We start from the raw sequence: 26,320 nt of genomic DNA, 5'->3' as shown, positions 1-26,320 counted from the left end.
CTCATTCATTGTTATACTATAGATATTAGTGTTTAAATCAGAATCGTATTAAAGTAATAACAATTGTTAATACGTTGTTCTCTTAAATTCTATCATATTTTTAAATATAAATAAGGTTTATTTTAGAATATAGCCCATTTTATGTACTATAAATATGAATTTAAATTTTACTTGAGGTGTTCGTATTGTTTAGTGATAAATTTTTGAAATGGCTAGCAACTCTAGCGACAATCGTAATGTTATTTGTACAATTAGGTGGAGCACTCGTAACTAAAACTGGTTCTGCTGATGGTTGTGGTAGTTCTTGGCCATTATGTCATGGATCTTTCATTCCTTCAGATTGGCCAATTGAAACGATTATAGAATTAGCTCATAGAGGTGTGTCTGGTTTAGCACTTATATTAGTTTGTATGCTTTCTTATATAAGCTGGGTTAAATTAGGACACATTAGAGAAGTTAAACCTCTATCGATAACAAGTATTGCATTTATTTTTGCACAAGCACTTATTGGTGCTGCCGCAGTTATTTGGCAACAAAATGCTTTTATTTTATCTTTACACTTTGGAATATCACTTATTAGCTTTGCTTCAGTTTTATTACTTACATTAATCATTTATGAAGTTGACAAGAAATTCGAAGCAACTAGTTTAATAATAAATAATCATTTAAAGTTTCACACTTTCGCTGTAACAACATACATTTACTTCGTAATATATTCAGGCGCATTAGTTAGACATGCAGATGCGAGTTTAGCATGTTTAAGTTGGCCACTTTGCCAAAATGGAAATATTGGGTTACCACAAAACTTTTATGAATGGGTTCAAATGTCTCATAGAACATTAGCATTTTTCATATTTATATGGATCTTATACATTTTCATTCATGCATTTAAAAATTATACACAATATCGTGTCATTAAGTACGGCTGGCTATTAGCATTCATATTAGTATGTTTACAAGTTACGACTGGTGCGTTATCCGTAATAACTAGAGTGAATTTATTTATTGCATTACTTCATGCATTATTCATTACATTACTATTTGGCTTATTATGCTATTTCATTATGCTTATTAGAAGATCCAAACGAAAATTATAATTATTTAAAAAAGCCTCTTAATTCTTTTACAATAAGAATTAAGAGGCTTTTTTTATCTATTATTCTGCTTTGTCTATCGTAATAATTAAATCATGTGTTTGAATACTGTCACCAGCTGAAACATAAATATTACTGATTGTGCCATCAAATGGCGCTTGAATTGTTGTTTCCATCTTCATTGCTTCTGTAATGATTAATGCATCACCTTGTTTGACTTCATCGCCTTGTTTAACTTTAACTTCTGATATAGTTCCAGGCATTTGAGCTCCGATGTGAGATTCATTACTTAAATCCGCTTTTTGAAGTACAGCTTCAGAAACTTTTACGTGTTCATCTTTTACATATACTTTTCTTGGTTGTCCGTTTAATTCGTAATATACCCAACGATGTCCATCTTCGTATACATGACCAATTGAAAGTAATTTAACGATAAGAATTTTACCTTTATCTATCGTTATTTCTACTGTTTCATTCTTAGCCATACCAAATAGGAATGTTGGTGTATCTAACAATGATAAATTACCGAAACTTTCATAAGTCTTAATATATTGTTCATAAACTTTAGGATAAATTGCATAGCTTATTAAATCTTGTTCTGTAACTTCACCTTGTTGTTTAGTTTGTAACTCTTCTCGTAAAGCATCAAAATCAACCGGTTTTAATAATTCGCCAGGTCGTTTTTCAATTGCTTTTTGACCTTTTAAAATTACTTTTTGTAATTCTTTATTAAATCCGTTTACTGGTTGGCCGATTTCGCCTTTAAAGAATGACACTACTGATTCAGGAAAGTCTAATGAGTTTCCTCTTTTAATAACACTTTGTTCGTCTAAATCATTTTGAACCATGTATAATGCCATATCACCTACTACTTTTGAAGATGGTGTTACTTTAACGATATCTCCAAATAATAAGTTAACTCGTTTATACATATCTTTAACTTCATTAAATCTTTCACCTAAACCTAAACTTTTAGCTTGTTGGCTCAAGTTAGAATATTGTCCACCTGGCATTTCATGTTGATAAATTTCAGTATGTGGTGAACGAATATCACTTTCAAAGTCAGAATAATAATTTCTTACTGTATCCCAATATTGAGATAATCTTTCTAGGCCATCTATATTTGTTCTTACATCTCTATCGTTACCACTTAAAGCATAATATAAAGAGTTTGCAGAAGGTTGAGATGTTGTTCCACTCATACTTGCAACTGCTGTATCTATTACATCTACACCTGCTCTAATAGCACTTTGATATATTAATAAACCATTTCCGCTTGTATCGTGTGTATGCAAGTGAATAGGTATGTCAATTTGTGTTTTCAATTCACTAATTAGTTCATATGCAGCTTTAGGTTTCAATAAACCTGCCATATCTTTTATACCAAGAATATGAATACCTTCACTTTGTAATTCTTTTGCTAAATTGACGTAATAATCTAAAGTATATACATTTGATCTTTCTGGATTTAGAATATCACCCGTATAACAAATAGCACCTTCAGAAATTTTTCCTGATTTTTGTACCGCTTCATTGGCAACTTTCATTTGATCTAACCAGTTTAGTGAATCAAATATTCTAAATACGTCTATACCAGCATCTGCACTTTCTTGAACAAATTTTTCTATAACATTATCTGGGTAGTTTTTATAACCTACTGCGTTTGATGCTCTTAATAACATTTGGAATAATACATTAGGTATTTTTTTACGTAATCTAGTTAAACGTTCCCATGGATTTTCTTTTAAGAAATTATAAGCTACATCAAATGTTGCACCGCCCCACATTTCTAATGAGAAGGCATCATTTAAATATTTCGCAGTTTCAGGTGCAATTTGCAACATATCATAAGTTCTCATACGAGTTGCTAATAGTGATTGATGTGCATCCCTAAATGTAGTATCTGTTAAAAGAACTTCTTCTTGTTCTTTTAACCATTTACTAACGCCTTCTGGACCTTGTTGTTCTAGAATTTGTTTAGTACCTGATAAAGCTGATAGTTCTTCTTTTGTTACTTCTTCTATTTTAAATTTTTCAAAATGAGGCTTTTCTCTTTTTTCAACACTTGGAAAACCATTTACAGATATATTACCAATATATTGTAGTGTCTTAGTACCTCTATCTCGTGATGGTGTTATTTCAAATAATTCTGGATTGTTTTCTAAGAATTTAGTTGTATAAGTACCTTTAGCAAATTTCTCATGGTTTACTACGTTATAAAGGAATGGAATGTTAGTTTTAATACCTCTAATTCTCATTTCTTTAAGGGAACGTAACATCTTTTCAGTTGCTTGTCTTAATGACATTGCGTGAGTTGATACTTTCACTAATAGAGAATCATAATAAGGCGAAATTTCTGCACCTTCAAACCCATCACCAGCATCTAGTCTAACTCCAAAGCCACCACTTGAACGATAAGCAATAATTTTACCTGTATCAGGCATAAAGTCATTTAAAGGATCTTCAGTTGTAATACGACTTTGAATTGCAAAACCTAAAGTTTTAATATCTTCTTGCTTAGGCATTTCAATTTTATCGCCAAATAAATTTTCACCTTCAGCAACTAATATTTGAGTCTTAACTATATCCACACCAGTTACCATTTCTGTAATTGTATGTTCTACTTGTACACGTGGATTTACTTCAATAAAGTAAAACTCATCGCCTGAAACTAAAAATTCTACAGTACCTGCGTTCACGTAACCGATTTTATTCATTAAGTCTAGGGCTACATCACAAATACGATGTCTAAGCTCATCACCTAATGATACAGATGGTGCTACCTCTACAACTTTTTGATGTCTTCGTTGAACTGAGCAGTCTCTTTCGTATAAGTGAACGAGATTGCCGTGTTCGTCCCCTATTACTTGTACTTCGATATGTTTAGGTTGATCTATGTATTTTTCGACATAAACTTCACTATTTCCAAATGATTTGCCAGCTTCAGATTTAGCACGTTGATAGGCATCTTCTAATTCACTTGCATCATTTACGATACGCATACCTTTACCGCCGCCACCTGAGATAGCTTTAATAATTACTGGAAATCCACTTTGTTTTGTAAATTCTTCAACTTCTTCAAAAGATTGTACAGAACCTTCTGTCCCAGGGATAACTGGTACTCCAGCTTCAATAGCTGTTGCTCTCGCTTTAACTTTATCGCCAAACATATCTAAATGTTTAAGTTCTGGACCAATAAATTTAATGCCTTCTTCAGCACATCGTTTTGCAAAAGTTTCATTTTCACTTAAAAAGCCATACCCCGGATGTATCGCATCGACATCTGCTTTTTTAGCTACTTTAATAATCGCTTCTATATCTAAATAACTTTCTGTTGGTCCAAGATTTTCATCAACTAAATATGATTCATCAGCTTTATATCTATGTAAAGCTCCTAGATCCTCATTAGAATAAATTGCTACTGTTTCAATATCTAATTCTGTTGCCGCCCTAAAAATTCTAATTGCAATTTCGCCTCGATTGGCTACTAATAATTTGTTTATTTTGCTCATAATTGGAGGCTCCCCTCAATGTATTTGAATATTCTAAAAACAATATATTAGTCTATTATATAAAAAAAACGGATTATATTCTACTATAATCCGCTTTTTTCATATAATTTATTAAATTCACTGATTAAATATGCACATATTATTTTCTGTGATATTGATCAATTCTAATTTGTTTAGCAGTTAAAAGTAAGATTCCTGTAGCTATACTTAAACTCAACATAGACGAACCGCCAAATGTCATAAATGGTAAAGGGACACCCGTCAATGGTATAGTTCCAGAAATACCAGCTAAGTTAACAAACGTTTGTACACCTATATAACTTGAGATTCCTACACATACAAGTTTAAAGAAATAAGAATCTGTTAATGCTGCATATAAAAATCCTTTATATACAATAAATAGTAGTAAACCAAGAATGATTAGCACTCCTACTAACCCTAATTCTTCAGCAATAACTGCAAAGATAAAATCGGTATGTGGTTCAGGCAAATAACCTAATTTCATAATACCATTACCTAATCCTTTACCAAAAATACCTCCATTACCAATTGCTAATAACGAGTTAGCTAAGTGATAACCGATACCACTCTCATAGTTGAATGGATTTTCAAGCACATGGAAACGGTCAGCTTGGTGCTGAGATAATATGCCACCTTTAAATACAATACTAAAAATAACTAATAACACTACACCTGCAAAGATAGGACCAGACCATTTTAAAATTGCCTTAATACCTATTCCAGAATAAGCAAATATACATAATACAATCATACAAAGTATAAGTGCTTGTCCAGTATCATTTTGTAATAAAACTAATCCTATACAAGTACCAATTAGGAACAATGGCATCATTAGTGCAAGTTTAAACTGTTTGAGTCGATTTCGTCTTTTATCAATAATAAAAGATAAATATAAAATCATAGCTACTTTTAATATTTCTGAAGCTTGTAAATTCATAAATCCGAGGTTAATCCAACTTTTCGCACCATTAATTTCAGTACCAATTAATAATGTTAGTATAAGTAATCCAAAAATAGTGAATATCACGATTTGTTGAACACGCTTATTTTTCAAAATATTAATATGCATAAAGTATGACATGAAAAAGACAATGGAAAATCCTACTATACAATACAATAATTGTCTAATGAAAAAGTATGTGCCTGCAACAGGTATACCACCAGTTAAAGTACCTTTTGTAGCAGCTACCATACTTGCACTATATACCATGACTAAACCTATCAAAGATAAAATAATATACGTTATTAACAATGTGAAATCTATGTATTTTGAGTAATTCTTAATGTACTGAAAAAAACTTTTAATATAGTCCATCTACTCATTCCAATTCTAAAAAAATAAGTCTAAAGAAAGATTTCTCCTCTCTAGACTTTGTATCATTTAAGCATTTGTGAAAGCATCATGCAATTTAGATAGTTCCTTTTCTAAACTTGCCATAAGTGTCTGACCCTTTTCTCTATCAACAAGTCCAATTTGTACTGCAAAATCTACTTCCTTTTGAAGACCAAACATTTGCGTATCTAAAACTTCCTCGTATAAAGGACATTGAGGCATTGTTAAGTTGTCCATTTGTACCTTTATTAACTGAAGGATTTTTTCAGAATCGTTATATAATTGGTCATATGCCTTTTGACAAATTTCTGAATCGTTATGCATGACATACTCCCCCTTAATTTTTTATGTTTCTATACTTATAAAATTTTAGACTAGAAATGTGAAAATTGCAAGCGAAAACAGAAGGTTATTAATTACAAGTATGTTAAAATTAAATTGTGAATTTGATAGGAGTGAAAAAATTGATACAAATTAAAGGGAATTCAAAATTTACTATTACACTAGACGCAACAACTTGGATATTTGATGATCGTAAAGTAAAAATTGAAGATTTAGAACAAGGAATCTTTAATGGAGAAAGACCAATTGAATTTGAGAACAATGTAGCATGGAACCGTGCTATTTTAGAAGGTGCTACAATGCCACCTACTTTAAATAGCGAAACAACTTACAAAAAACGTTCATTTCTACAAGAAAGCTTCGTAATTAATGCAATGCCTTTCATAAAGAATTCTGAACCGAATGATAATGCGACTAAAGTTGTTTTAAAAAATGATACTGATTCAATAGAAATACCGATTGAAAACTGGCCATACTTATTCTTCCACTTTTCTAAAGAAGGAAAAATGATTTATAAAGATGGTAAGATTGATGCTTTCACTTATGATCAAGAAAATGGATATCAAAATAAATTCAGCTATGTAGCTGAAATTGAGGTTGTTTAACCATGATTATGAAAGCTAAATGTATAATCTGTGATTCTATCGTTAATTTAGATTCTAAATCTAAAGAAGCAAAACGACTAAGAAATCACCCTATTCGTACATTTATGTGTGATGACTGTAAAAGTAAATTAGATAAACCAAAATCTTAGAAATAAAAAAAGGCAGCTCACAATGAGCTACCTTTTTTTATTGTTGTTTTTGGCTACGTCTTTCTTTATGAAGTCTGTAGCGATAAAGACCTAAAACAATTGCTGCTATTATTAAACTTTCTCCTACAGGTAAAAATACTGCAAGAAATGTTAATAATAAACAACCTAAAAACAGTAATATATAGATAATAATGTTTTGCCAAAACTTAAGTTTTCTTGCAAACCCTAAATTATAAACTATCGCACTTAATACGAATATTGTTAATAATAAAAGCCACATACCAAGCTCTGGGTTCTCATCTACTCTAAATAACTTACCAAAAAATGAAAGCCTGTCTGTTGGATTAACACTTACATTTTTAGCAACTAAGAGCATCTATATCACTCCTCTTCTTGTTCAGCCATTTTTTGTCTCTTCTGAGCTCTTTCTCTTTCTGATTTATCTAAGATTTTTTTTCTTAAACGAATAGATTCTGGTGTTACTTCTACTAATTCATCATCATTCAAGTATTCTAATGCTTCTTCAAGTGTTAAAATTCTTGGTTTTTTCATAGTAGTTGTTTGTTCTTTTGTAGCTGAACGAATATTGTTAGCTGCTTTAACTTTTGTAATGTTTACAGTTAGGTCATTTTCACGAGTGTTTTCCCCAACGATCATTCCTTCATATACTTCTGTTCCAGGTTCCATGAAGTTTACGCCTCTATCTTCTAAGTTCATGATAGCATAAGTACTTGCTACACCTTTATCGATAGAAACAAGAACACCATTTCTTCTTCCGCCAATACGTCCTTTAATTCTTGGACGATATGAATCGAATGTATGGTTAATAATTCCATAACCACGAGTCATTGACATGAATTCAGTTGAGTAACCAATTAATCCACGAGCTGGTACCATAAAGATTAATTTAGTTTGACCATTTTCGTTAGATTGCATATCTAACATTTCACCTTTACGAGAACCTAATGATTCAATAATTGCACCAGTATATTCATCTGGTACGTCAATTTGAACACGTTCGTATGGCTCTGATTTAACACCATCAACGTCTTTAACAATAACTTGAGGTTTAGAAACTTGCAATTCAAAACCTTCACGTCTCATATTTTCAATTAAAATAGATAAATGTAATTCCCCACGTCCAGCAACTACCCATGAATCAGGTGATTCAGTTGGTGTTACACGTAAAGATACGTCTGTTTCTAATTGAGTTTCTAATCTTTCTTCGATTTTACGAGCAGTAACAAAAGTACCCTCTTTACCAGCAAATGGTGAATTATTTACTGAGAAAGTCATTTCTAATGTTGGTTCATCAATACGTAGAACAGGTAATGCTTCAACATTATCATGAGGTGTAACTGTTTCACCAACGTTGATATCTTCCATACCACTTACTGCGATTAAGTCGCCAGCGTATGCTTCATCAATTTCAACACGGTTTAAACCAAAGAAACCAAATATTTTAGATACTCTGAAGTTTTTAACAGTACCATCAATTTTAACTAGTGAAACTTGTTGTCCAACTTTTATTGTACCTCTAAATACACGTCCAACTCCGATACGTCCAACATAGTCATTATAATCTAATAATGCAACTTGGAATTGTAACGGTTCATCTCTATTATCAATAGGTGCAGGAACGTAATCTAAAATTGTTTCATATAGACATTGCATGTTTTCATCTTGTTTGTCAGCATCTAAACTTGCTGTACCACTTAATGCAGAAGCATATACAACTGGGAATTCAAGTTGTTCGTCATTAGCATCTAATTCGATAAATAAATCTAATACTTCATCTACAACTTGTTCTGCTCTAGCAGAAGGTTTGTCTATTTTGTTCACTACTACTACTGGTTTTAAATTTTGTTCTAGTGCTTTTTTAAGTACAAAACGTGTTTGTGGCATTGTTCCTTCGTATGCATCTACAACTAAAACGACACCATCAACCATTTTCATAATACGCTCAACTTCTCCTCCGAAGTCAGCATGTCCAGGTGTATCTAATATGTTAATACGGTGTTCTTTATAATCTATCGCCGTATTCTTTGCTAAAATTGTAATTCCTCGTTCTTTTTCTATATCATTTGAATCCATCGCACGTTCTGCTATATGTTCATTTTCACGAAAAATACCTGATTGTTTTAATAATTCATCAACTAGTGTTGTTTTTCCGTGGTCAACGTGGGCAATAATTGCAATGTTACGTACATTCTCTCTTAAATTAGTCATGCAAAAAATTTTCCTCTCCGATTTAAAATTAATCGACTTTTTATTCGACTTATATTTATAACTTGATAATTATAACATAAAACGCTAGAAAAATAACTATTATTGAACATATTTACTCAAATTCCCATTTTTTTAATTAAGTAGTTTGATAACAACCGGTTGATTTTTATAAACATGTGACGCATAATAAAGTAATGAAAACGGTTAAAGGATGGATATAAATGAAAAAATCTAAAGCAATCTTTGTACTACTTGCTTTAATTGTAACATTTTTCCTTTTAGTGTTTAGCTTTGCATTAGCTGAAGGTTCTATTTTGTTTATGCTATTAGCAGTTTTGCTAATCGTCGCAACAATGGGATTTGGTTTTACACTTAAAAAGAAATACCGTGAAAACGGCTGGCTATAATCATAAACGACATAATATGTGCTTGGGACATAAACCCTAACTCAAAATAAATAAGCATATCACTTAACTGAACTTTTCAGTTTTACAGTGATATGCTTGTTTTTTTATCTTACGATTTTGTACGTGCATGCTTGCTTAGGGGTATGGTTCGAGCCCGTAGTCTCTCACACATACTATTCCCTCAGGCGTCCGCACTTTACAAAATCGTTACCAATATCTATTTTTATAAAATCTTACGATTTTGTTCGTGCATACTTGCCTAGGGGTATGGCTCGAGCCTGTAGTCTCTCACACATACTATTCCCTCAGGCGTCAGCACTTCACAAAATCGTTACCAATATCTATTTTTATAAAATCTTACGATTTTGTTCGTGCATGCTTGCCTAGGGGTATGGCTCGAGCCTGTAGTCTCTCACACATACTATTCCCTCAGGCGTCAGCACTTCACAAAATCGTTGCTAATAGCTATTTTTATAGAAAAATGAGATAAGTTGTAGATTAATCCATTAGTTAATCGAAGAGTTCTGCCAAGTCTTAGATTAAGTCGTAAGTTAATCGAAGAGTTCAACCAAGTTGTAGATTAAGTCACTAGTTAATCGAAGAGTTCAACCAAGTTGTAGATTAAGTCACTAGTTAATCGAAGAGTTCGGCCAAGTTGTAGATTAAGTCGTAAGTTAATCGAAGAGTTCAACCAAGTTGTAGATTAAGTCACTAGTTAATCTACGACATCCCAAAATATTTTATACAAAAAATAAGTGCAGAAATTCAGGCTTACTAATGAATTTCTGCTCTTATTAAATTTCTAGGACGTTTATGTCCAAGCTTTATTTCAATTTGTGATTTAGATAAATTATTTTTTAAACTCTATGATTTACCTCTAAATCTATCATTATGAATTTGTTCTAATAGTGCTTTATGTGGTAAAAAGTATTCATTGAATAATTCGTGATGTATAGACTTATTACCTACTAATATAGAATTTGCTTCTAATATGTTTAACTTTTCTCCTAATTGATTCGTGACAACAGCGCCTACTTCTTCAGCGATTATTAATCCACCTGCAAAGTCCCATGGTTGTAATCTCATTGTCAAATATGCACTCGTAATACCTTTAGCTACATTCGCAAAATCTAATGCTGCTGATCCATATGCTCTAGTACTTCTAGCATCGTCTACTATAGGCACATAAATATCAGAAAGTTTTTCTTTTGTTAACCAAAGTGGATTTGTTGATATCAAACTCGTTTTCAATTCAGTATCTTCTAGTGGTTTTAGTTGTTCATCATTTAGCCATGCCCCTTTACCAGCTAAAGCATGATACATCTTATCATTCATTACATCATATACAAATCCTGCATATTTCTCTCCATCGATATATATACCAATAGATATTGCAAAATTCTCTTGTTGGTGAACAAAATTCAATGTCCCATCAATTGGATCAACTATCCATAATACGCCATCAGTATCTTTAATATCTTTGCCATGTCCCTCTTCACCTAAAATTCTATGATTTGGGTATGCAGACATAATATTATTAAATAATCTATCTTCTGTTTCTTTATCTATATTTGTTACTAAATCATTTGGATTGGATTTAGTTTCAATTTGAATTTCTTCATCTATTGATTCTCTAATAACTTTGCCTGCGTCATTAATAATTTGATATGCGAACTTGTATATTTCCATGACAAAACCTCCTATGTTATTTTTATATTAGCATTGTTCTTTATATATTCAAAAAAATTATGATAAAATATACATATGTACCATAGATTTAAGGAGGACAACTATGACTAAGTATACTTTTAAACAAAAAGATTTTAAAGTCTTTAGTGTTGACGGTTTAGAAAATAGAATGCAAGCACTAGATGAACATGTAAGACCACAATTGAACGCTTTAGGTGAAAAATACACAAATTATTTAACAAACAATACTGGAGATACTTTTTATTATCATGTAGCAAAACACGCTCGTAGAACAGTAAACCCACCGAAAGATACATGGGTAGCATTCGCTACTAATCAACGCGGTTATAAAATGTTACCCCATTTTCAAATAGGATTATTTGAATCTCAATTATTTATTATGTTTGGCGTTATGCATGAAAATAAAAATAAAGGAAATATGGCTGATTTCTTAAATAAAAATATACACCTATTAGAAGAACTTCCAAGTGACTATTCATTATGCTTTGATCATTATAATATTGATAAGTCGCCAATTGACTCATTATCAAAAGCTGACTTAAAACATCATATTAAAAGGCTGAAAGATATTAAAAAGGCTGAGTTTTTCATAGCTAGAACTTTAGATCCAAAATCAGAAGTGTTAAAAACAGATAAATCCTTTACTGAATATTTAGATGAAACATTTGATGAATTGATCAAATTCTATAGTTAGTCATTGCCTAATTCGAATATAATTAAACAAATTTTACTAGGCAACTTTTATTTCTGATATTTAAAAATATAAAACTCTCTCAATCCATAAATAAATCGGATTGAGAGAGTTTTATAGTGGGTATAAATGATATTTCATACTCTAGTTAAATTAATAAATATATGGATCGTCGTCTTTTTTCTTTTTATCAGTCTCATCTAAATTGTTTACTTGTTTTTCATTTGATTCAAAGTTATTTCGATTATTGTCGTTTGATTCAAAGTTATTTTGATTATTGTTTAAATCGTTTTGAAAGTTAACATCTTCGAATTGATTGTTTGTTTTGTTCTTTCTAACCAATAACATGATTCCCGCAACAATTAATAGTAAGAATGATATAAAGTTCATAATCAATATTGATACTAAACCTGCTACTATTGCTAATACCCCTGATAAAATTCTTTGCTTTTTAACAAATATAATAGCAACTATTGTTAATAAGATGCTGATTACAAGTATTACAAGTGCATAATTTGTAAATCCAGCAAATGAATTCAACACTTGATCTGCAGATAGAGAACTAGGTATATCCTGCGTTCCTTGTATCTCTTCATTAAAAGAAGTTTTAAATTCTGATTTAAATTCTGGTGTTTTTGAAACAAATTTAATTACAAATGCAAATACAATTCCAATTAATGAAAACACTGCACCAATAATTAATAATGTATATTCAATCGTTCTTTTCATTTAAATCCTCCTAATTTTTGTCAATTCTAATTATCTCAATCTATAGTTTATTTTTCAACCTTATTTATCTTTTTTCTCAACATCTTGCTCAGAATTATTTTTTTCTTCAAAATAATTTTTCTGTTGTTGCATTCTTTTTTCGTAATTATTTCTTCTTTCAAATGTTGCATTTGGCTTTTCTTTTTTAACTTTCTTTTCTTTCTTTTGTCTACCAGGTTGAACTTGATACTCATCTGATTGAGTCGTTTCATAATTATAAGGATCTTGGTTTCTTTGACCTAAATCTTCTTGATTATTCACTTCATTTTGGTCAAATTCAACTTGCTCATTATTAAATTCATTCATTTGTTCATTTTGTTTTTGATGTTTTTGATGTTTTTTACTTCGAGATAAAACTTCTTCATTATTTGTAGTTTCACTATGAACTTCGTGTTGTTGTGATTCTACATGCTCTTCTTCTTTTGTATTTGGTTGATTTGCAATAAATGCTTTTTCGTTGTTTTGCTCATTTTTTTGTTGATAATTTGATTCCATTGGTTGAGATTGTCTAGACTCTGATTGTCTAGGCTGATTATTTACCCTACCTTGATTATCTTGAAAAGATTGTTGTTGTTCCATACCTTGTATAGGCAATATTTTATCTTTTCTTACAAATAATAAAATACTCACTATAAAGAAAAAGAGTGGCACTAAAACAATAAATAATGGAATTGTAATTATTGCTAAAAGTAAAAATACAATAGCTGCAAATACTCTCCATCTCATCATCACTAATCCTATAAATGAAAAGATTAAAACAATTATCAAATAAATAATAAATAGCCATATTCCATTTTGAATATTTAGTGCAACGTCACTAGCAGACAATAACTGTCCATTAGCAGTGATATTAATATTTAAACGATTAATTAACGATTCCAGTCTATTTAAATTGTTAGGATTATTTAATACTACAAGTGCTGCAAATAAAGACAATGCTGTAACACCTAATAAAATTATCCAAGAAAGCCAGCCTAAAAATTTTTCTACGCCTCTGCTAACTGGCTGCCTCACATGTTCTACATATGAATTCATCATATTTACCTCCTAATAATGAATTGGTTTCAATTATACCAAAAAAAGGGCTTCGTTTCTCACAAAGACCCTTTTAAATATTAATTTAATGACATCTTAAATTTTAAAAATGCTTCATTATAATTTGAAATGTTTTCTTTACCTAAATCTTCATATACTTCAAGTTTACTTCTAACTGTTGAATCTGGATAAAATCGTTCATCTTCTCTAACATTTTTATCTAATAGATTATATGAAGCTTTATTTGGTGTAGCATATCCTACCCACTCTGCATTTTGTTTACCATTTTCTTCTTCTAATAAGAAATTAATAAATTTATGTGCACCTTCAACATTTTGTGCTGTTTTTGGTATTACGAGATTATCAAACCATAAATTTGAACCTTCTTTTGGTACTACGAAGTCTAATTGATCATTTTCTGACATTATATCTGCAGCCATACCACTCCAAACCACAGCAACGTCAGATTCATTCTGAACCATCATTGTATTAATTTCATCACCAACAACCCCTCTTACATTTGGTGATAATTTAATTAATTTGTCTTGAGCTTTTTTAAGTTTTTGTTCATTTGTTTCATTTAAGCTTTCATGCATACTATTTAAAGAAAATCCAATTCCTTCACGAGATCCATCAACAATTAATACATCATCTTTCAGTCGCTTATCCCAAAGACTATTCCATGAATTGAAATTCATTCCTTTTGTTTTTTCAGGATTATACAATATACCAACTGTTCCCCAAAAGTATGGAATTGAATATTGATTTCCTCGATCAAAAGGCATATTCATAAATTCTTTATCTAAATTTTTCATATTTGGTAATTTCTTTTGATCAATTGGAATTAATAACTTTTCTTTTTTCATTTTTTCTACTGTATATTCACTTGGAACTGCAATGTCATATGACGTACCGCCGTTTTTAATTTTGGCCATCATTGCTTCATTTGAGTCAAACGTTTCATATACGACCTTTATACCAGTTTCTTTTTCAAACTTTTTAGTAAGTTCAGGGTCTATATATTCACCCCAATTGTAAACATATATAACATCTTTTTTACCTTTAGAAGGTGGCGGATCAATTAATTTAGTTGATAACATTAATAAAGCTCCAACGATTAATGAAATACCTACTAATTGCATTAATTGTTTCATCTTAATATGCCCCCTCTTTTTTCAATTCTTCTTTGTTGACCTCTTTTTATGAAATAGTAACCTAAAATAAGTATCATCACTAATCCAAATAGTAAAGTAGAAATTGCATTGATTTCCATCGTAATTCCTTTTCTAGCCATAGAATAAACTTCTACTGATAAGACACTAAATCCACTACCAGTAACAAAGAAACTTACTGTAAAGTCATCTAAAGAATATGTGAGCGCCATAAAGAAACCACCAATTGCACCAGGCAATATATGAGGTATGATTACTTTAATTAATGTTTGCCACGAAGTTGCACCTAAATCTCTCGCTGCATCTATCATAGACGTATTCATATCATATAGTTTTGGTAACACTAATAACACTACTATTGGCACACAAAAAGCAATATGTGAAATTAAAACTGACCAAAATCCTAATCCCATTCCTGTAAAATGACCTATAAATGTAAATAATAATAAGAATGAAGAACCGATTACAACATCAGAACTAACCATAAGTATATTATTTAATGTTAATAAACCGACTTTTAATTTTTTATTTCTTAAATAGTAAATTCCAATAGCTCCACATATACCAATTAATGTTGATATACTTGCAGCTAACAATGCAATTGCTATTGTATTTACTATAATAACAATTAACCGTTTATTTTGAAAAACAGATAAATAATGATCAAACGTAAAACCTTTAAAACTAGTCATATTACCAGCAGCATTAAATGAATAATAAATTAAAAAGAAAATCGGTAAGTATAAAAATACGAGTATAATTGATAAATATATTTTTCCAGTTATTTTCATACTATACCTCCTTATTTTCTGATTTAGATTTAGTTACAATCAATATAAATGCCATTGCTAATATTAGAAATACTGCAATCGTTGAACCCATTCCATAGTTTTGAGTAACTAAAAACTGTTCTTGAATTGCTGTACCTAAGTTCACGACTTTATTACCCGCAATTAATCTCGTAATCATAAACAAAGATAAGGCAGGTATAAATGTAATTTGAATACCTGTTTTGACACCTTCTAAAGTTAAAGGAACGACTACTCTTCTGAAAGTTGTGAAATGACTTGCACCTAAGTCTCTAGATGCTTGTAATAAATTTTCAGGTATTTCTTCCATAGAATTAAAAATTGGTAAAAGCATAAATGGAATATATATATAAACTGACACGATAATAAAAGCCGTACTCGTAAATAATAATTCAGTTGTAGGTACATTAAAGACATTTAATATTTTATTTAATAGTCCATCATGACTTAAAATACCGATAAAGGCATATGTTTTTAACAATAGATTAATCCAAGTAGGTAATATAATAAGTAAAAGTAATATCTCTTTAGCTTTGGCATTTCGTAATACAAGTGCTAGAGGATAACTAATTATTAAGCAAAAAAACGTAATAATAAATGCGTACCAAGCTGAACTTAAAGTCATTTCTAAATATGCACTTGTAAAAAAGTTTTTATAATTTTCAAAAGAAAAATGTCCATTAATATCAAGTAGTGATGAATAAAAAATCATAGCTATTGGTACAATAATGAATAAAGCGATCCAAATCATGTAAGGTACAAGTAATAATGATTTAATCTTATGCATTATCATCATCCTCATAACTTTCAATTCGACGATCAAATTCTTCTTCCGTTTCCCCTGGTAACATTATATGAATTGCTTCAGAATCAAAATCCAATCCTACAGTTTCACCAATAGTCGCTTTCTTAGTCGTTTGTATGATCCATTCATTTCCTTGCGCATCATAACAGCATATTTCATAATGGACACCTCTAAATAATTGAGAGTCTACAACTGCCGAAATTCTGCCTTCACTTTCTGATTTTATCGAAATGTCTTCAGGACGTATTACTACATCAACTTTTGCATCATTATTAAATCCAGCATCAACACATTCATAAGAAATGCCATACATCTCAACTTCATAGTCACGTTTCATTACACCACTCACAATATTTGATTCACCTATAAAATCAGCAACAAATTTATTTACAGGCTCATCATATATATCAACCGGCGTACCACTTTGTTGAATTTTTCCGTCTTTCATTACAAATATATAATCGCTCATTGCTAAAGCTTCTTCTTGATCGTGTGTAACAAATATAAATGTAATACCTAATCTTTGTTGTAATTCTCGTAATTCATATTGCATTTCAGTTCTCAGTTTTAAATCTAATGCTGAGAGTGGTTCATCTAAGAGAATAATTTCTGGTTCATTAGCTAATGCTCTCGCTATAGCTACTCTTTGTTTTTGACCACCACTCATTTCCGTAATTTTACGCTGTTCATATCCTTCAAGCTTTACTAATTTCAACGCTTCTTTTACTTTGATTTGTATGTCTTTTTTATTTAATTTCTTTATTTTTAATCCAAATGCTACATTATCGTATACGTTCAAATGCGGAAACAAAGCATAATCTTGAAATACTGTATTCACTTTTCTATTATTTGCTGGTACTTTGTTAATAATTTTGTTATTAAATAATATATTTCCATTTGATGCTGTTTCAAAGCCAGCTATTAATTTCAAAATAGTCGTTTTACCACATCCTGAGGGACCTAGTAATGTGTAAAATTTTCCTTCTTCAATTTCAAAACTGACATCATTTAATACTTGAATGTTATTAAAGTTTTTTGAAATACTTTCGAACTTTATGATTGGTTGTTTCATAAATTGCCTCCTATAAATACGATTCTGTAGCAACGATTAATACTTCTGCATCTTTCGATGATTCATTTAAAAACTGATGTTCTTCATGAGCTTTAAAATAAAAACATTCTCCGGTTTTTGCAGTGTAATTTTGCTTTCCAATTTTTAATGTTATATATCCTTTTTTTACATATGCAAATGTCTCTGAAGATGATGGACTAAATGTTTTATATTTTGAACCACTTTTTAAAGTTATAATGACTGGTTCCATTTCAAATTCATTTGAATCTGGTACTAACCATTTAATTTTGTACCCTAGATCATACTCATCATAAACAGTTTGTTCTTGTTTAGGATAATGGATGCGGGCTTGATATAATTTTTCGTTAAAAAATTCGCTCGGCTCAATACCTAATACATCTAATATATTTAAAAATGTTTCCATAGAAGGAGAAGATAAATTCCTTTCCAACTGTGAAATATATCCTTTTGATAAGTCTGTACGTTCTCCTAATTCTTCTTGAGTTAAATTTTTCTGATATCTTAAATTTTTAAGTTTTTCTCCAATATTCATAAATCCCCCAAAAAAGTGTGTTGTTTACTTTTACTAAACATTAAGTTTAGTACCTTTAATAAAATAACAGAAATTATTTTATTATTCAACACTTTTTTGGGGGATTCTAATATTTTTATTTAACTGAAATCGTAGATTGTCCATTATTTTCTTTTAATGCTTTTACTGCTTTATATCCATCATAACCACTTACTTCTTTAAATTCTTTATAAAAATTATTTTCATCTGATTTACCAGGCACAATTTTTTTAAAGTTTTTATATGCTTGGTTAAATTGTTCTTTATTTGTACTGCTTTCATACGCATCTTCAATATGATTGTAGAACTCAATCACTTGAATCATTTCTTCTTGTGTCCAATCAACGTCTATTGGATAACTATATTCCATTTACTTTTCTCCTTTACAAAAAAAGAATCACTGAATGAACAGTGATTCTTTAGTATTGTCAATGATTACATTGTATGGATAGGTGTTCCTAGAGCAACTTCAGCAGCTTCCATAGAAATTTCACCTAATGTTGGGTGAGCATGAATAGTTAATGATACGTCTTCAGCAGTCATTCCTGACTCAATTGCTAAACCTAATTCAGCAATTATATCTGAAGCACCAGTACCAGCTACTTGTGCACCAACTAATAATCCATTTTCTTTTAATGTTACAAGTTTAACGAAACCAGCAGTTTCATTTAAAGCTAAAGCACGACCATTTGCAGCAAATGGGAATTTAGCAGCTTTCACTTCTAAACCTTCTTCTTTAGCGCTAGCTTCTGTATGACCAACTGTTGCTAATTCTGGTTCTGTGAAACAAACTGCAGGGATTGCTAAGTAATCAACAGCAGATTTTTCACCAGAGATAGCTTCAGCAGCTACTTTAGCTTCATAACTTGCTTTATGTGCAAGTGGAGGTCCAGCAACGATATCACCAATTGCATAGATATTTTCAATTGAAGAACGGCTTTGTTCATCAACTTCAACTAATCCACGCTCTGATAATTTCAATCCTAATTCTTCTAGACCTAATTCATCAGTATTTGGACGACGTCCTACAGTAACTAATACATAGTCAGCTTCGATTTCTTTTGTTTCTCCGCCAGCTTCATAAGTAACTTTTACGCCATTATCAGTTTCTTCAGCAGATTTAGCCATTGCTTCAGTTACGATTTCAACGCCTTTTGCTTTAAGACCTTTTTTAACGATTTGAGTCATTTGTTTCTCAAATCCACCTAAGATATCTTTTGCACCTTCAAGGATTGTTACTTCAGAACCAAAGTTAGCATAAGCAGTACCTAGTTCAGAACCAATATATCCGCCACCAACTACTACTAATTTTTTTGGTACTTCTTGAAGTGCTAATGCACCAGTTGAATCAATTACACGTTTACCAAATTTGAAATTAGGAATTTCAATTGGACGTGAACCTGTAGCAATAATTGCATGTTTAAATGTATAAGTTTGAGATGCTTTGTCAGTCATAACTTTTAAGTTATTTTCATCTACAAAATATGCTTCACCTTTAGCTACTTCAATTTTGTTTCCTTTCATTAATCCAGCAACGCCGCCTGTTAATTTTTTAACTACGCCATTTTTGAATTCTTGAACTTTTTCAAAATTTAATGCAACTTTCTCAGCAACAACACCCATATCTTCTGAATGTTGTGCATTGTGGAAACGGTGTGATGCTGATAATAAAGCTTTAGATGGAATACAACCAACGTTTAAACAAACGCCACCTAATTCGCCTTTTTCGACGATTGTTACTTTTTGTCCTAATTGTGCTGCACGAATTGCTGCAACATAACCACCAGGACCTGCTCCAATTACTATAGTATCTGTTTCAATAGGAAAATCTCCAACTACCATTTTTACCCCTCCATTAATAATAATTCTGGATTATTTAATAATCTCTTAATATGATTCATTGCATTTTGTCCAGTAGCACCATCAATTTGTCTATGGTCGAAACTTAATGATAATGATAATACAGGTGCTGCTATAATTTCTCCATCTTTAACGATAGGTTTTTGAGCAATACGACCAATTCCTAAAATTGCAACTTCAGGATGGTTGATTACTGGAGTGAACCATTGTCCACCTGCTGAACCAATATTACTAATCGTACAAGTTGCGCCTTTCATTTCGTTAGCTTGTAATTTACCATCACGTGCTTTAACAGCTAATTCGTTGATTTCATCAGAAATCTCGAACATTGATTTATGATCAGCATTTTTAACTACTGGTACTAATAAACCACGATCAGTATCTGCAGCTATACCTACATTATAGTAATGTTTATGAACAATTTCACCATTTTCTTCATCAAATTCAGTATTTAATGCTGGATATTTCTTAAGTGCTGATACTAATGCTTTAACAACGTATGGTAAGAATGTTAATTTAGTACCTTGCTCAGCAGCAACTTCTTTGAATTTTTTACGGTGATCCCATAGTTCTTGAACATCAATTTCATCCATTAATGTTACGTGAGGCGCAGTGTGTTTAGAATTAACCATTGCTTTAGCAATTGCTTTACGCATAGCAGGGATTTTCTCACGAGTTTCAGGATATTCTCCTTCTGGAACTTGTGGAGTTTGTACAGCTTGTGTATCTTCGCTAGATGCTTGAGTTGCCTCTGCAGCTGGTTGTTCTGATTTAGAACCACCATTTAAGTATGCTTCAACATCATCTTTTAAAATACGACCGTTTTTACCTGAACCTGAAACAGCTTTAATGTTTACATCGTTATCACGAGCGAATTTACGAACTGAAGGCATAGCAATTACGCGTTTAGAATTATCAACGTCTTCTGATTGTGTTTCAGTAGTTGCTTCTTCTTTCGCTTCTTCTGCTGGAGCTTCATCTTTTGTTTCTTCTTCATCTTCATCATGACCTTTAAATTGTAAACCTTCTGCGTCTGGTGCATCAATTTTAACAATTGTATCACCAACAACAGATACAGTACCTTCTTCAACCATAACTTCTTCTACTTTACCTGCAACAGGTGATGGAATTTCAACGACTGATTTATCATTTTGTACTTCACATAATACATCGTCTTCTTGAATTTCGTCTCCTGCTTTAACAAACCATTTTACAATTTCACCTTCGTGGATACCTTCACCGATATCTGGTAATTTAAATTCGAATGACACGATTTTTTCCTCCTAAATATTAAATCCGTATTTTACTGCGCATTAAAATTCTAATGTTTCTTTAGCTTGCGCTACGATATCTTTTTTGTTTGGTAACCAAACACTTTCAGCTTGTGTGAATGGATAAATAGTGTCAGCAGCAGCTACACGTGCAATAGGAGCTTCTAATGAAAGAACTGCTCTTTCAGATATTTCTGCTACAACACTTGCACCAACGCCAGCTTGTTTTTGAGCTTCTTGTACAACAATAACACGGTTTGTTTTTTCAACTGATTTAACAATTGTTTCAACATCTAAAGGTTGAACAGTGATTAAGTCAATTACTTCAACTGAGTATCCGTCTTTTTCTAAGTCTTCTGCTGCTTTTAATGATTCTTGAACCATAGCACCATAAGTGATGATAGTTAAGTCAGTACCTTCACGTTTAACTTTAGCTTTACCGATTTCTACTTCGTACTCTTCTTCAGGTACTTCTTCACGGAATGAACGGTATAACTTCATGTGTTCTAAATATACAACTGGATCATTACTGCGGATTGCAGAAATTAAAAGTCCTTTAGCATCATATGGGTTTGAAGGAATAACAACTTTCAAACCTGGAGATTGTGCCATTAAGCCTTCTAAGTTATCAGCATGTAATTCAGGTGTATGTACACCACCACCGAATGGAGCACGGATTGTTACTGGTGCTGTTTTTGAGTTACCTGAACGGAAACGATGACGAGCTATTTGACCTGCAATTGAGTCCATAACTTCAAATACGAAACCAAAGAATTGGATTTCCATGACAGGACGGTAACCTTCAAGCGTTAAACCTAAAGCTAGACCACCAATACCTGATTCAGCTAGAGGTGTATCAAATACACGATCTTCACCGAATTCTTTTTGTAAACCTTCTGTTGCACGGAATACACCGCCGTTTACACCAACGTCTTCACCGAATAATAAAACATCTTCGTCTCTTTTTAATTCGTTTTGAAGCGCATTGTTAATCGCTTGAATCATTGTCATTTGTGCCATGACTTATTTCGACTCCTTCTCTTTGTAAATTTCATATTGTTCAGCTAAGTTATGAGGCATTTCTTCATACATATTTTCCATTAAGTCTGTAACTTTTTGTTTAGGAGTATTGTCTGCCTCTTTAATTGCTGTTTTAATTTCTTCTTTTGCTTTTTCCATAACTTCGTTTTCTTTTTCTTCAGACCATAAGTTTTTAGCTTCAAGATATTTTCTGAAACGAACTAATGGGTCTTTCTTTTCCCAATCTGAATCTTCATCTGAAGTTCTATAACGAGTTGGGTCGTCACCAGCCATTGTATGAGGACCATAACGGTAAGTTAATGTTTCAATTAGAGATGGGCCATCACCATTAACAGCACGATCACGAGCTTGTTTAGTTACAGCATATACAGCTAATGCATCCATACCGTCAACTAATACACCTGGAATACCAACTGCTACTGATTTTTGAGCTAATGTTTTAGCTGCAGTTTGTTTGTCACGAGGTGTTGAAATCGCATAGTTGTTATTTTGAATTACGAAGATTGCAGGTGCTTTATAAGCAGATGCAAAGTTAATACCTTCATAGAAATCACCTTGTGAAGAACCACCGTCACCAGTGTAAGTAATTGCAACATTTTTCTTACCACGTTTTTTAATACCAAGTGCTACACCAGCAGTTTGGATAAACTGTGCACCAATAATAATTTGTGGACTTAATGCATTTACGCCTTCTGGGAATTGGTTACCAATAAAGTGTCCACGTGAGAATAAGAACGCTTTAGTTAATGGTAAACCATGCCAAATTAATTGTGGAACATCACGATAACCTGGAAGTACATAATCTTCTTTTTCTAACGCATAATGTGAAGCTAATTGTGAAGCTTCTTGACCAGCTGTTGGTGCATAGAAACCTAAACGACCTTGTCTATTTAATGAAATAGAACGTTGATCTAGAACACGTGTCCAAACCATTCTTTCCATTAATTCAACAAGTTCTTCGTCAGACAAGTCTGGTAATAAATCATTATTTACGACATTTCCTTCTTCATCTAACACTTGAATCATTTCAAAATTAGACTCTATTTCATTTAAAGTCGATACTGCATCGAATTGGGCTTTTTTTCTCGGAGCCATTCAATTCACCATACCTTTCCCTATATTAGATATTCATTTCTAATTCAGTTTAACATAAATCTGTTTTACTGTTAAATAAAAAATACTAACATTATAAAAAGCCTTGTACAAAAGGCTTTTTATAAACTGTATTACAACATAATTAAGTCTGTACTAATACAAATTATTCATTTAAAATATTTGAAACATCTTTCTTTTCTTGTTGTACTTTTTTTAGATTGTTTTGATATTCAGTTACTATTTTTTCAGTCTTTTTATTAACTTCTTCTAATTTTTTTGAACGTTTATTAGTTCCTTCTTGAGTAGCATTATCTTCTGTTAAATAGCTAAATAATTGATGCTCAGTATCCAACACGTCTTTATAGCCTTTGATTACTTTATCATGTGCTTTATATTTATCGTCCAAAGCTTTCTTCAAATCATTAGCTGCTTTCAATTGCTCCTCATCTTCTATATTTTTGTAGTCATCTTTAGAAGTCTCGTAAATCTTTTTTGATTTATCCATAGCTGATTTTTCATTGTCTATAATTTCTTCTCTATTTTTTATACCTTCAGTTAATTCTTTTGCTTTAGATTTAAACTTTTCATCTTTTGCATTATTTAGTTCTTCAATTTTCTTCACTTTTTCTTTTTCAGCTTTAGTCATTTTTTCATTCAAATCCACAATAACTTTTTCTTCTTGGTTTGCTTTTTCTACCTTATTATAAAAAGATTCAAGTGATTCTTTAGATTGACCACATGCTGTTAAAATCACTGTACTAGCCAGTGTTAATGTTAAAAATTTCTTGCCAATCATTATATTGCCTCCTTACATATCTATAAACATGTTACTCTGTTTTTTTTATTTATACAATCAATAATAGATGTAAAACTGAGTAGATTTTGATATATTTTATATGAGGAAGGTGTATGTAAATGATTACGATGGAAAATATTATTCGTGACGGCCACGAAACACTTAGAAAAAAAGCCGATGAAGTAGAATTGCCTATTTCAAGTGAAGATAAAGAAACTTTAAATGAAATGTTAGAGTTCCTAAAAAATTCACAAAATGAAGACTTAGCTAAAAAATATGGATTACGTTCAGGAGTTGGCTTAGCTGCGCCACAAATAAACGTTTCAAAAAAAATGTTAGCTGTGTATATCCAAGATGATGGCAAAGGTAATTCAATTGAACTACAACTTATCAACCCTAAAATTGTTAGCCATAGTGTACAAAAAGCATATTTAAATGGTGGAGAAGGTTGTTTAAGTGTAGATGAATCTAAACCTGGTCTAGTACACCGCAACTTTAAAATAACAATTCAAGCATTTGATATAGAAGGAAATCCATTTAAAAAAAGATTTAAAGGATATCCAGCAATCGTATTGCAGCATGAAATTGACCATTTAAATGGTGTGATGTTCTACGATCACATAAATCAAGAAGATCCATTTATGCCTTTAGAAGATGCAGTTGAAATCAACTAAATAGTTACAAAATTAAAGATGCTGAGACAATTTAATTGTCTCAGCATCTTTTTGCAGTTTAATTTAGTCAAATCGCACGAAGACTTTCGAGATATCGTGCGATTCAGCTATTAATTTAGTTGTTGTATCTTCATTTAATCAAAACACTATCTACATAAATTCGTCTCTGCGTTCTATAAAATGAATATCTTTTTCTTTTAAAGCTTTTTGAATTACAGCTAGCTCGTCTAAACTTAACCATTCTGGGTCTTTATTATGTCGAATATAGTGAGGGTCTTGTTGTACGTTATTAACCACTTCATCATAATTATAAATCATAACAACTTCATTTCTACGTATATTAAATTCAATACCTTTGAATTGTTTGTCAGTTCTGCCCTTTTCATTTTCGACTGTTTTGATAATACGTTCGACTTTATCCATTCATCTCACATCCTATTCGTCTATCAAACCTAATTCTTTACATGCATAGTATATTCCATCTTCATCAACTGATTTAGTTTCATAATCACAAACAGTTTTTAATGCATCAACTGCATTTCCCATTGCGACGCCTTGACCTACTTCTGAAATCATTTCAATATCATTTGGACCATCTCCAAAAGCAACTACTTCACTGAGTGGAAAACCTAATTTTTCACTTAGTTCTTTTATTCCTTCTGCTTTCGATCGATTATTCGGTACAACATCTCTACTTAATGTATGCCATCTATAAAATTTCAATGAATTAAATTTATCATCATATTTATCATCTTCATCCTCAGTATGGAAAATAAGTGCTTGGTAAACTGGATGTTCGAGATAATATGTATTGTGATATTCAGGATAATCCATTTTTAGTGATCCTAAGCTTTCTGATATGTGATTATCACTTTCAACATTTGCATATACTGCTGTTTCACCAAAAAATACTAGTGGATGATTATTTGTATGTGCTTTTTCTACTATATTAGTTAATTCCTCTTTATCTAACGGGTGTTTCCCTATAATTTCTCCATTATAAACAACAATTTGTCCATTTAGTGAAACAAAAGTTTCTATTCCTGTTTCTTTAATGACTTCTTTAAACATGTAAGGCGCTCTTCCAGTTGCAATTGCAACTATATGCCCTTTTTCTTTTAATTGTTTTATGGCAGTGATTGTAGATTTCGGTATATTTTTATCTTCATCATAGATTGTTCCGTCTATGTCGAAAAATATTAATTTCTTATTCAACCTTGATCGCCTCCTTATATCTATTTTAGTCCATAATCAATAT

27 protein-coding genes are annotated in these 26,320 nt (G+C 31.4%); 6 read left to right on the top strand and 21 right to left on the bottom strand.

Annotated features, from left to right (window positions below; all coding sequences use genetic code 11):
• Positions 1-185 precede the first annotated feature (185 nt).
• Positions 186-1,097 carry a COX15/CtaA family protein gene (locus LQ668_RS09570; RefSeq protein ID WP_078356814.1) on the top strand — a complete coding sequence of 304 codons (912 nt, stop codon included), beginning with the start codon at positions 186-188 and terminating at the stop codon, positions 1,095-1,097.
• Positions 1,098-1,156: 59 nt separating this feature from the next.
• Here the strand turns inward: LQ668_RS09570 and LQ668_RS09565 are convergent, their stop codons facing one another.
• The 3 genes from LQ668_RS09565 to LQ668_RS09555 form a co-directional block, all read right to left on the bottom strand.
• On the bottom strand, positions 1,157-4,606 hold the full coding sequence (locus tag LQ668_RS09565; RefSeq protein ID WP_239776011.1) for a pyruvate carboxylase: 3,450 nt from the start codon (positions 4,604-4,606) through the stop codon (positions 1,157-1,159).
• 139 nt (positions 4,607-4,745) lie between these two features.
• Entirely contained in the window at positions 4,746-5,942 is a 1,197-nt protein-coding gene (locus LQ668_RS09560; protein ID WP_078356812.1) for an FtsW/RodA/SpoVE family cell cycle protein, read from the bottom strand.
• A gap of 66 nt (positions 5,943-6,008) precedes the next feature.
• On the bottom strand, positions 6,009-6,284 hold the full coding sequence (locus LQ668_RS09555) for an Fpa/YlaN family protein (protein WP_016911324.1): 276 nt from the start codon (positions 6,282-6,284) through the stop codon (positions 6,009-6,011).
• Between the two features lie 140 nt (positions 6,285-6,424).
• Between LQ668_RS09555 and LQ668_RS09550 the strand changes: the two genes are divergently transcribed.
• Positions 6,425-6,907 carry a hypothetical protein gene (locus tag LQ668_RS09550; RefSeq protein ID WP_078356811.1) on the top strand — a complete coding sequence of 161 codons (483 nt, stop codon included), beginning with the start codon at positions 6,425-6,427 and terminating at the stop codon, positions 6,905-6,907.
• 5 nt (positions 6,908-6,912) lie between these two features.
• Positions 6,913-7,056, top strand: a complete 144-nt coding sequence (locus LQ668_RS09545; RefSeq protein WP_078356889.1) for a DUF2197 domain-containing protein — start codon at positions 6,913-6,915, stop codon at positions 7,054-7,056.
• Between the two features lie 37 nt (positions 7,057-7,093).
• On the opposite strand, the gene LQ668_RS09540 is transcribed toward LQ668_RS09545, so the two are convergent.
• Together LQ668_RS09540 and typA are read right to left on the bottom strand one after the other, a co-directional pair.
• Positions 7,094-7,432, bottom strand: a complete 339-nt coding sequence (locus LQ668_RS09540; protein WP_078356810.1) for a YlaH-like family protein — start codon at positions 7,430-7,432, stop codon at positions 7,094-7,096.
• Between the two features lie 5 nt (positions 7,433-7,437).
• Positions 7,438-9,285, bottom strand: a complete 1,848-nt coding sequence (typA, locus tag LQ668_RS09535) for a translational GTPase TypA (RefSeq protein WP_078356809.1) — start codon at positions 9,283-9,285, stop codon at positions 7,438-7,440.
• Between the two features lie 221 nt (positions 9,286-9,506).
• Between typA and LQ668_RS09530 the strand changes: the two genes are divergently transcribed.
• Positions 9,507-9,692: a DUF5325 family protein gene (locus tag LQ668_RS09530; protein WP_016911319.1), complete on the top strand. Its 186-nt coding sequence runs from the start codon at positions 9,507-9,509 to the stop codon at positions 9,690-9,692.
• Positions 9,693-10,556: 864 nt separating this feature from the next.
• Here the strand turns inward: LQ668_RS09530 and LQ668_RS09525 are convergent.
• Positions 10,557-11,381, bottom strand: coding sequence for an inositol monophosphatase family protein (locus tag LQ668_RS09525; protein ID WP_078356807.1), 825 nt, complete (start codon positions 11,379-11,381; stop codon positions 10,557-10,559).
• Positions 11,382-11,484: 103 nt separating this feature from the next.
• On the opposite strand from LQ668_RS09525, the gene LQ668_RS09520 reads away from it, so the two are divergent.
• Positions 11,485-12,096 (top strand): YktB family protein, encoded by a 612-nt coding sequence (locus tag LQ668_RS09520; RefSeq protein ID WP_115337599.1) that lies wholly within the window; start codon positions 11,485-11,487, stop codon positions 12,094-12,096.
• Positions 12,097-12,246: 150 nt separating this feature from the next.
• Here the strand turns inward: LQ668_RS09520 and LQ668_RS09515 are convergent, their stop codons facing one another.
• The 13 genes from LQ668_RS09515 to LQ668_RS09455 all read right to left on the bottom strand — a co-directional run bounded on the left by LQ668_RS09515 (position 12,247) and on the right by LQ668_RS09455 (position 24,388).
• Positions 12,247-12,822 (bottom strand): DUF4064 domain-containing protein, encoded by a 576-nt coding sequence (locus LQ668_RS09515; RefSeq protein ID WP_078356805.1) that lies wholly within the window; start codon positions 12,820-12,822, stop codon positions 12,247-12,249.
• A 60-nt stretch (positions 12,823-12,882) separates the two neighbouring features.
• Positions 12,883-13,899, bottom strand: coding sequence for a DUF4064 domain-containing protein (locus LQ668_RS09510; RefSeq protein WP_208143998.1), 1,017 nt, complete (start codon positions 13,897-13,899; stop codon positions 12,883-12,885).
• A gap of 77 nt (positions 13,900-13,976) precedes the next feature.
• A complete protein-coding gene (locus LQ668_RS09505; protein WP_078356803.1) occupies positions 13,977-15,050 on the bottom strand; it encodes an ABC transporter substrate-binding protein in 1,074 nt (357 codons plus the stop codon).
• Positions 15,047-15,859, bottom strand: a complete 813-nt coding sequence (locus LQ668_RS09500; RefSeq protein ID WP_078356802.1) for an ABC transporter permease — start codon at positions 15,857-15,859, stop codon at positions 15,047-15,049. The genes LQ668_RS09505 and LQ668_RS09500 overlap by 4 nt, the downstream gene beginning before the upstream one ends.
• A gap of 1 nt (position 15,860) precedes the next feature.
• On the bottom strand, positions 15,861-16,664 hold the full coding sequence (locus tag LQ668_RS09495; RefSeq protein WP_078356801.1) for an ABC transporter permease: 804 nt from the start codon (positions 16,662-16,664) through the stop codon (positions 15,861-15,863).
• Positions 16,657-17,754, bottom strand: coding sequence for an ABC transporter ATP-binding protein (locus tag LQ668_RS09490; protein WP_239700574.1), 1,098 nt, complete (start codon positions 17,752-17,754; stop codon positions 16,657-16,659). Before LQ668_RS09490 ends, LQ668_RS09495 begins: the two co-directional genes overlap by 8 nt.
• 10 nt (positions 17,755-17,764) lie before the next feature.
• The gene (locus LQ668_RS09485; RefSeq protein ID WP_078356799.1) at positions 17,765-18,307 is read right to left on the bottom strand and encodes a helix-turn-helix domain-containing protein; all 543 of its coding nucleotides are present in this window, start codon (positions 18,305-18,307) and stop codon (positions 17,765-17,767) included.
• Positions 18,308-18,422: 115 nt separating this feature from the next.
• Positions 18,423-18,695 carry a UPF0223 family protein gene (locus tag LQ668_RS09480; RefSeq protein ID WP_078356798.1) on the bottom strand — a complete coding sequence of 91 codons (273 nt, stop codon included), beginning with the start codon at positions 18,693-18,695 and terminating at the stop codon, positions 18,423-18,425.
• Positions 18,696-18,760: 65 nt separating this feature from the next.
• Positions 18,761-20,167 carry a dihydrolipoyl dehydrogenase gene (lpdA, locus tag LQ668_RS09475; protein ID WP_078356797.1) on the bottom strand — a complete coding sequence of 469 codons (1,407 nt, stop codon included), beginning with the start codon at positions 20,165-20,167 and terminating at the stop codon, positions 18,761-18,763.
• Between the two features lie 2 nt (positions 20,168-20,169).
• The gene (locus tag LQ668_RS09470; RefSeq protein WP_107509335.1) at positions 20,170-21,456 is read right to left on the bottom strand and encodes a dihydrolipoamide acetyltransferase family protein; all 1,287 of its coding nucleotides are present in this window, start codon (positions 21,454-21,456) and stop codon (positions 20,170-20,172) included.
• A gap of 42 nt (positions 21,457-21,498) precedes the next feature.
• Positions 21,499-22,476 carry an alpha-ketoacid dehydrogenase subunit beta gene (locus tag LQ668_RS09465; RefSeq protein ID WP_078356795.1) on the bottom strand — a complete coding sequence of 326 codons (978 nt, stop codon included), beginning with the start codon at positions 22,474-22,476 and terminating at the stop codon, positions 21,499-21,501.
• Positions 22,477-22,479: 3 nt separating this feature from the next.
• The gene (pdhA, locus tag LQ668_RS09460; RefSeq protein WP_078356794.1) at positions 22,480-23,592 is read right to left on the bottom strand and encodes a pyruvate dehydrogenase (acetyl-transferring) E1 component subunit alpha; all 1,113 of its coding nucleotides are present in this window, start codon (positions 23,590-23,592) and stop codon (positions 22,480-22,482) included.
• A 163-nt stretch (positions 23,593-23,755) separates the two neighbouring features.
• Complete coding sequence (locus LQ668_RS09455) at positions 23,756-24,388, bottom strand: YkyA family protein (RefSeq protein ID WP_239700572.1); 633 nt, start codon at positions 24,386-24,388, stop codon at positions 23,756-23,758.
• Between the two features lie 119 nt (positions 24,389-24,507).
• Between LQ668_RS09455 and def the strand changes: the two genes are divergently transcribed.
• Positions 24,508-25,062: a peptide deformylase gene (gene def, locus LQ668_RS09450; RefSeq protein ID WP_078356792.1), complete on the top strand. Its 555-nt coding sequence runs from the start codon at positions 24,508-24,510 to the stop codon at positions 25,060-25,062.
• Between the two features lie 150 nt (positions 25,063-25,212).
• Here the strand turns inward: def and LQ668_RS09445 are convergent, their stop codons facing one another.
• Both LQ668_RS09445 and LQ668_RS09440 read right to left on the bottom strand, forming a co-directional pair.
• Complete coding sequence (locus LQ668_RS09445; protein ID WP_078356791.1) at positions 25,213-25,485, bottom strand: hypothetical protein; 273 nt, start codon at positions 25,483-25,485, stop codon at positions 25,213-25,215.
• Between the two features lie 12 nt (positions 25,486-25,497).
• Positions 25,498-26,277 (bottom strand): Cof-type HAD-IIB family hydrolase, encoded by a 780-nt coding sequence (locus tag LQ668_RS09440; RefSeq protein ID WP_115337602.1) that lies wholly within the window; start codon positions 26,275-26,277, stop codon positions 25,498-25,500.
• Positions 26,278-26,320: the final 43 nt, after the last annotated feature.

Origin of the sequence: Mammaliicoccus sp. K-M42 (assembly GCF_022386375.1) — a bacterium.
GTDB lineage: Bacteria > Bacillota > Bacilli > Staphylococcales > Staphylococcaceae > Mammaliicoccus > Mammaliicoccus fleurettii.
Note: the sequence above shows the minus strand (reverse complement) of the source record. Positions and strands in the feature narration are given on the sequence as shown.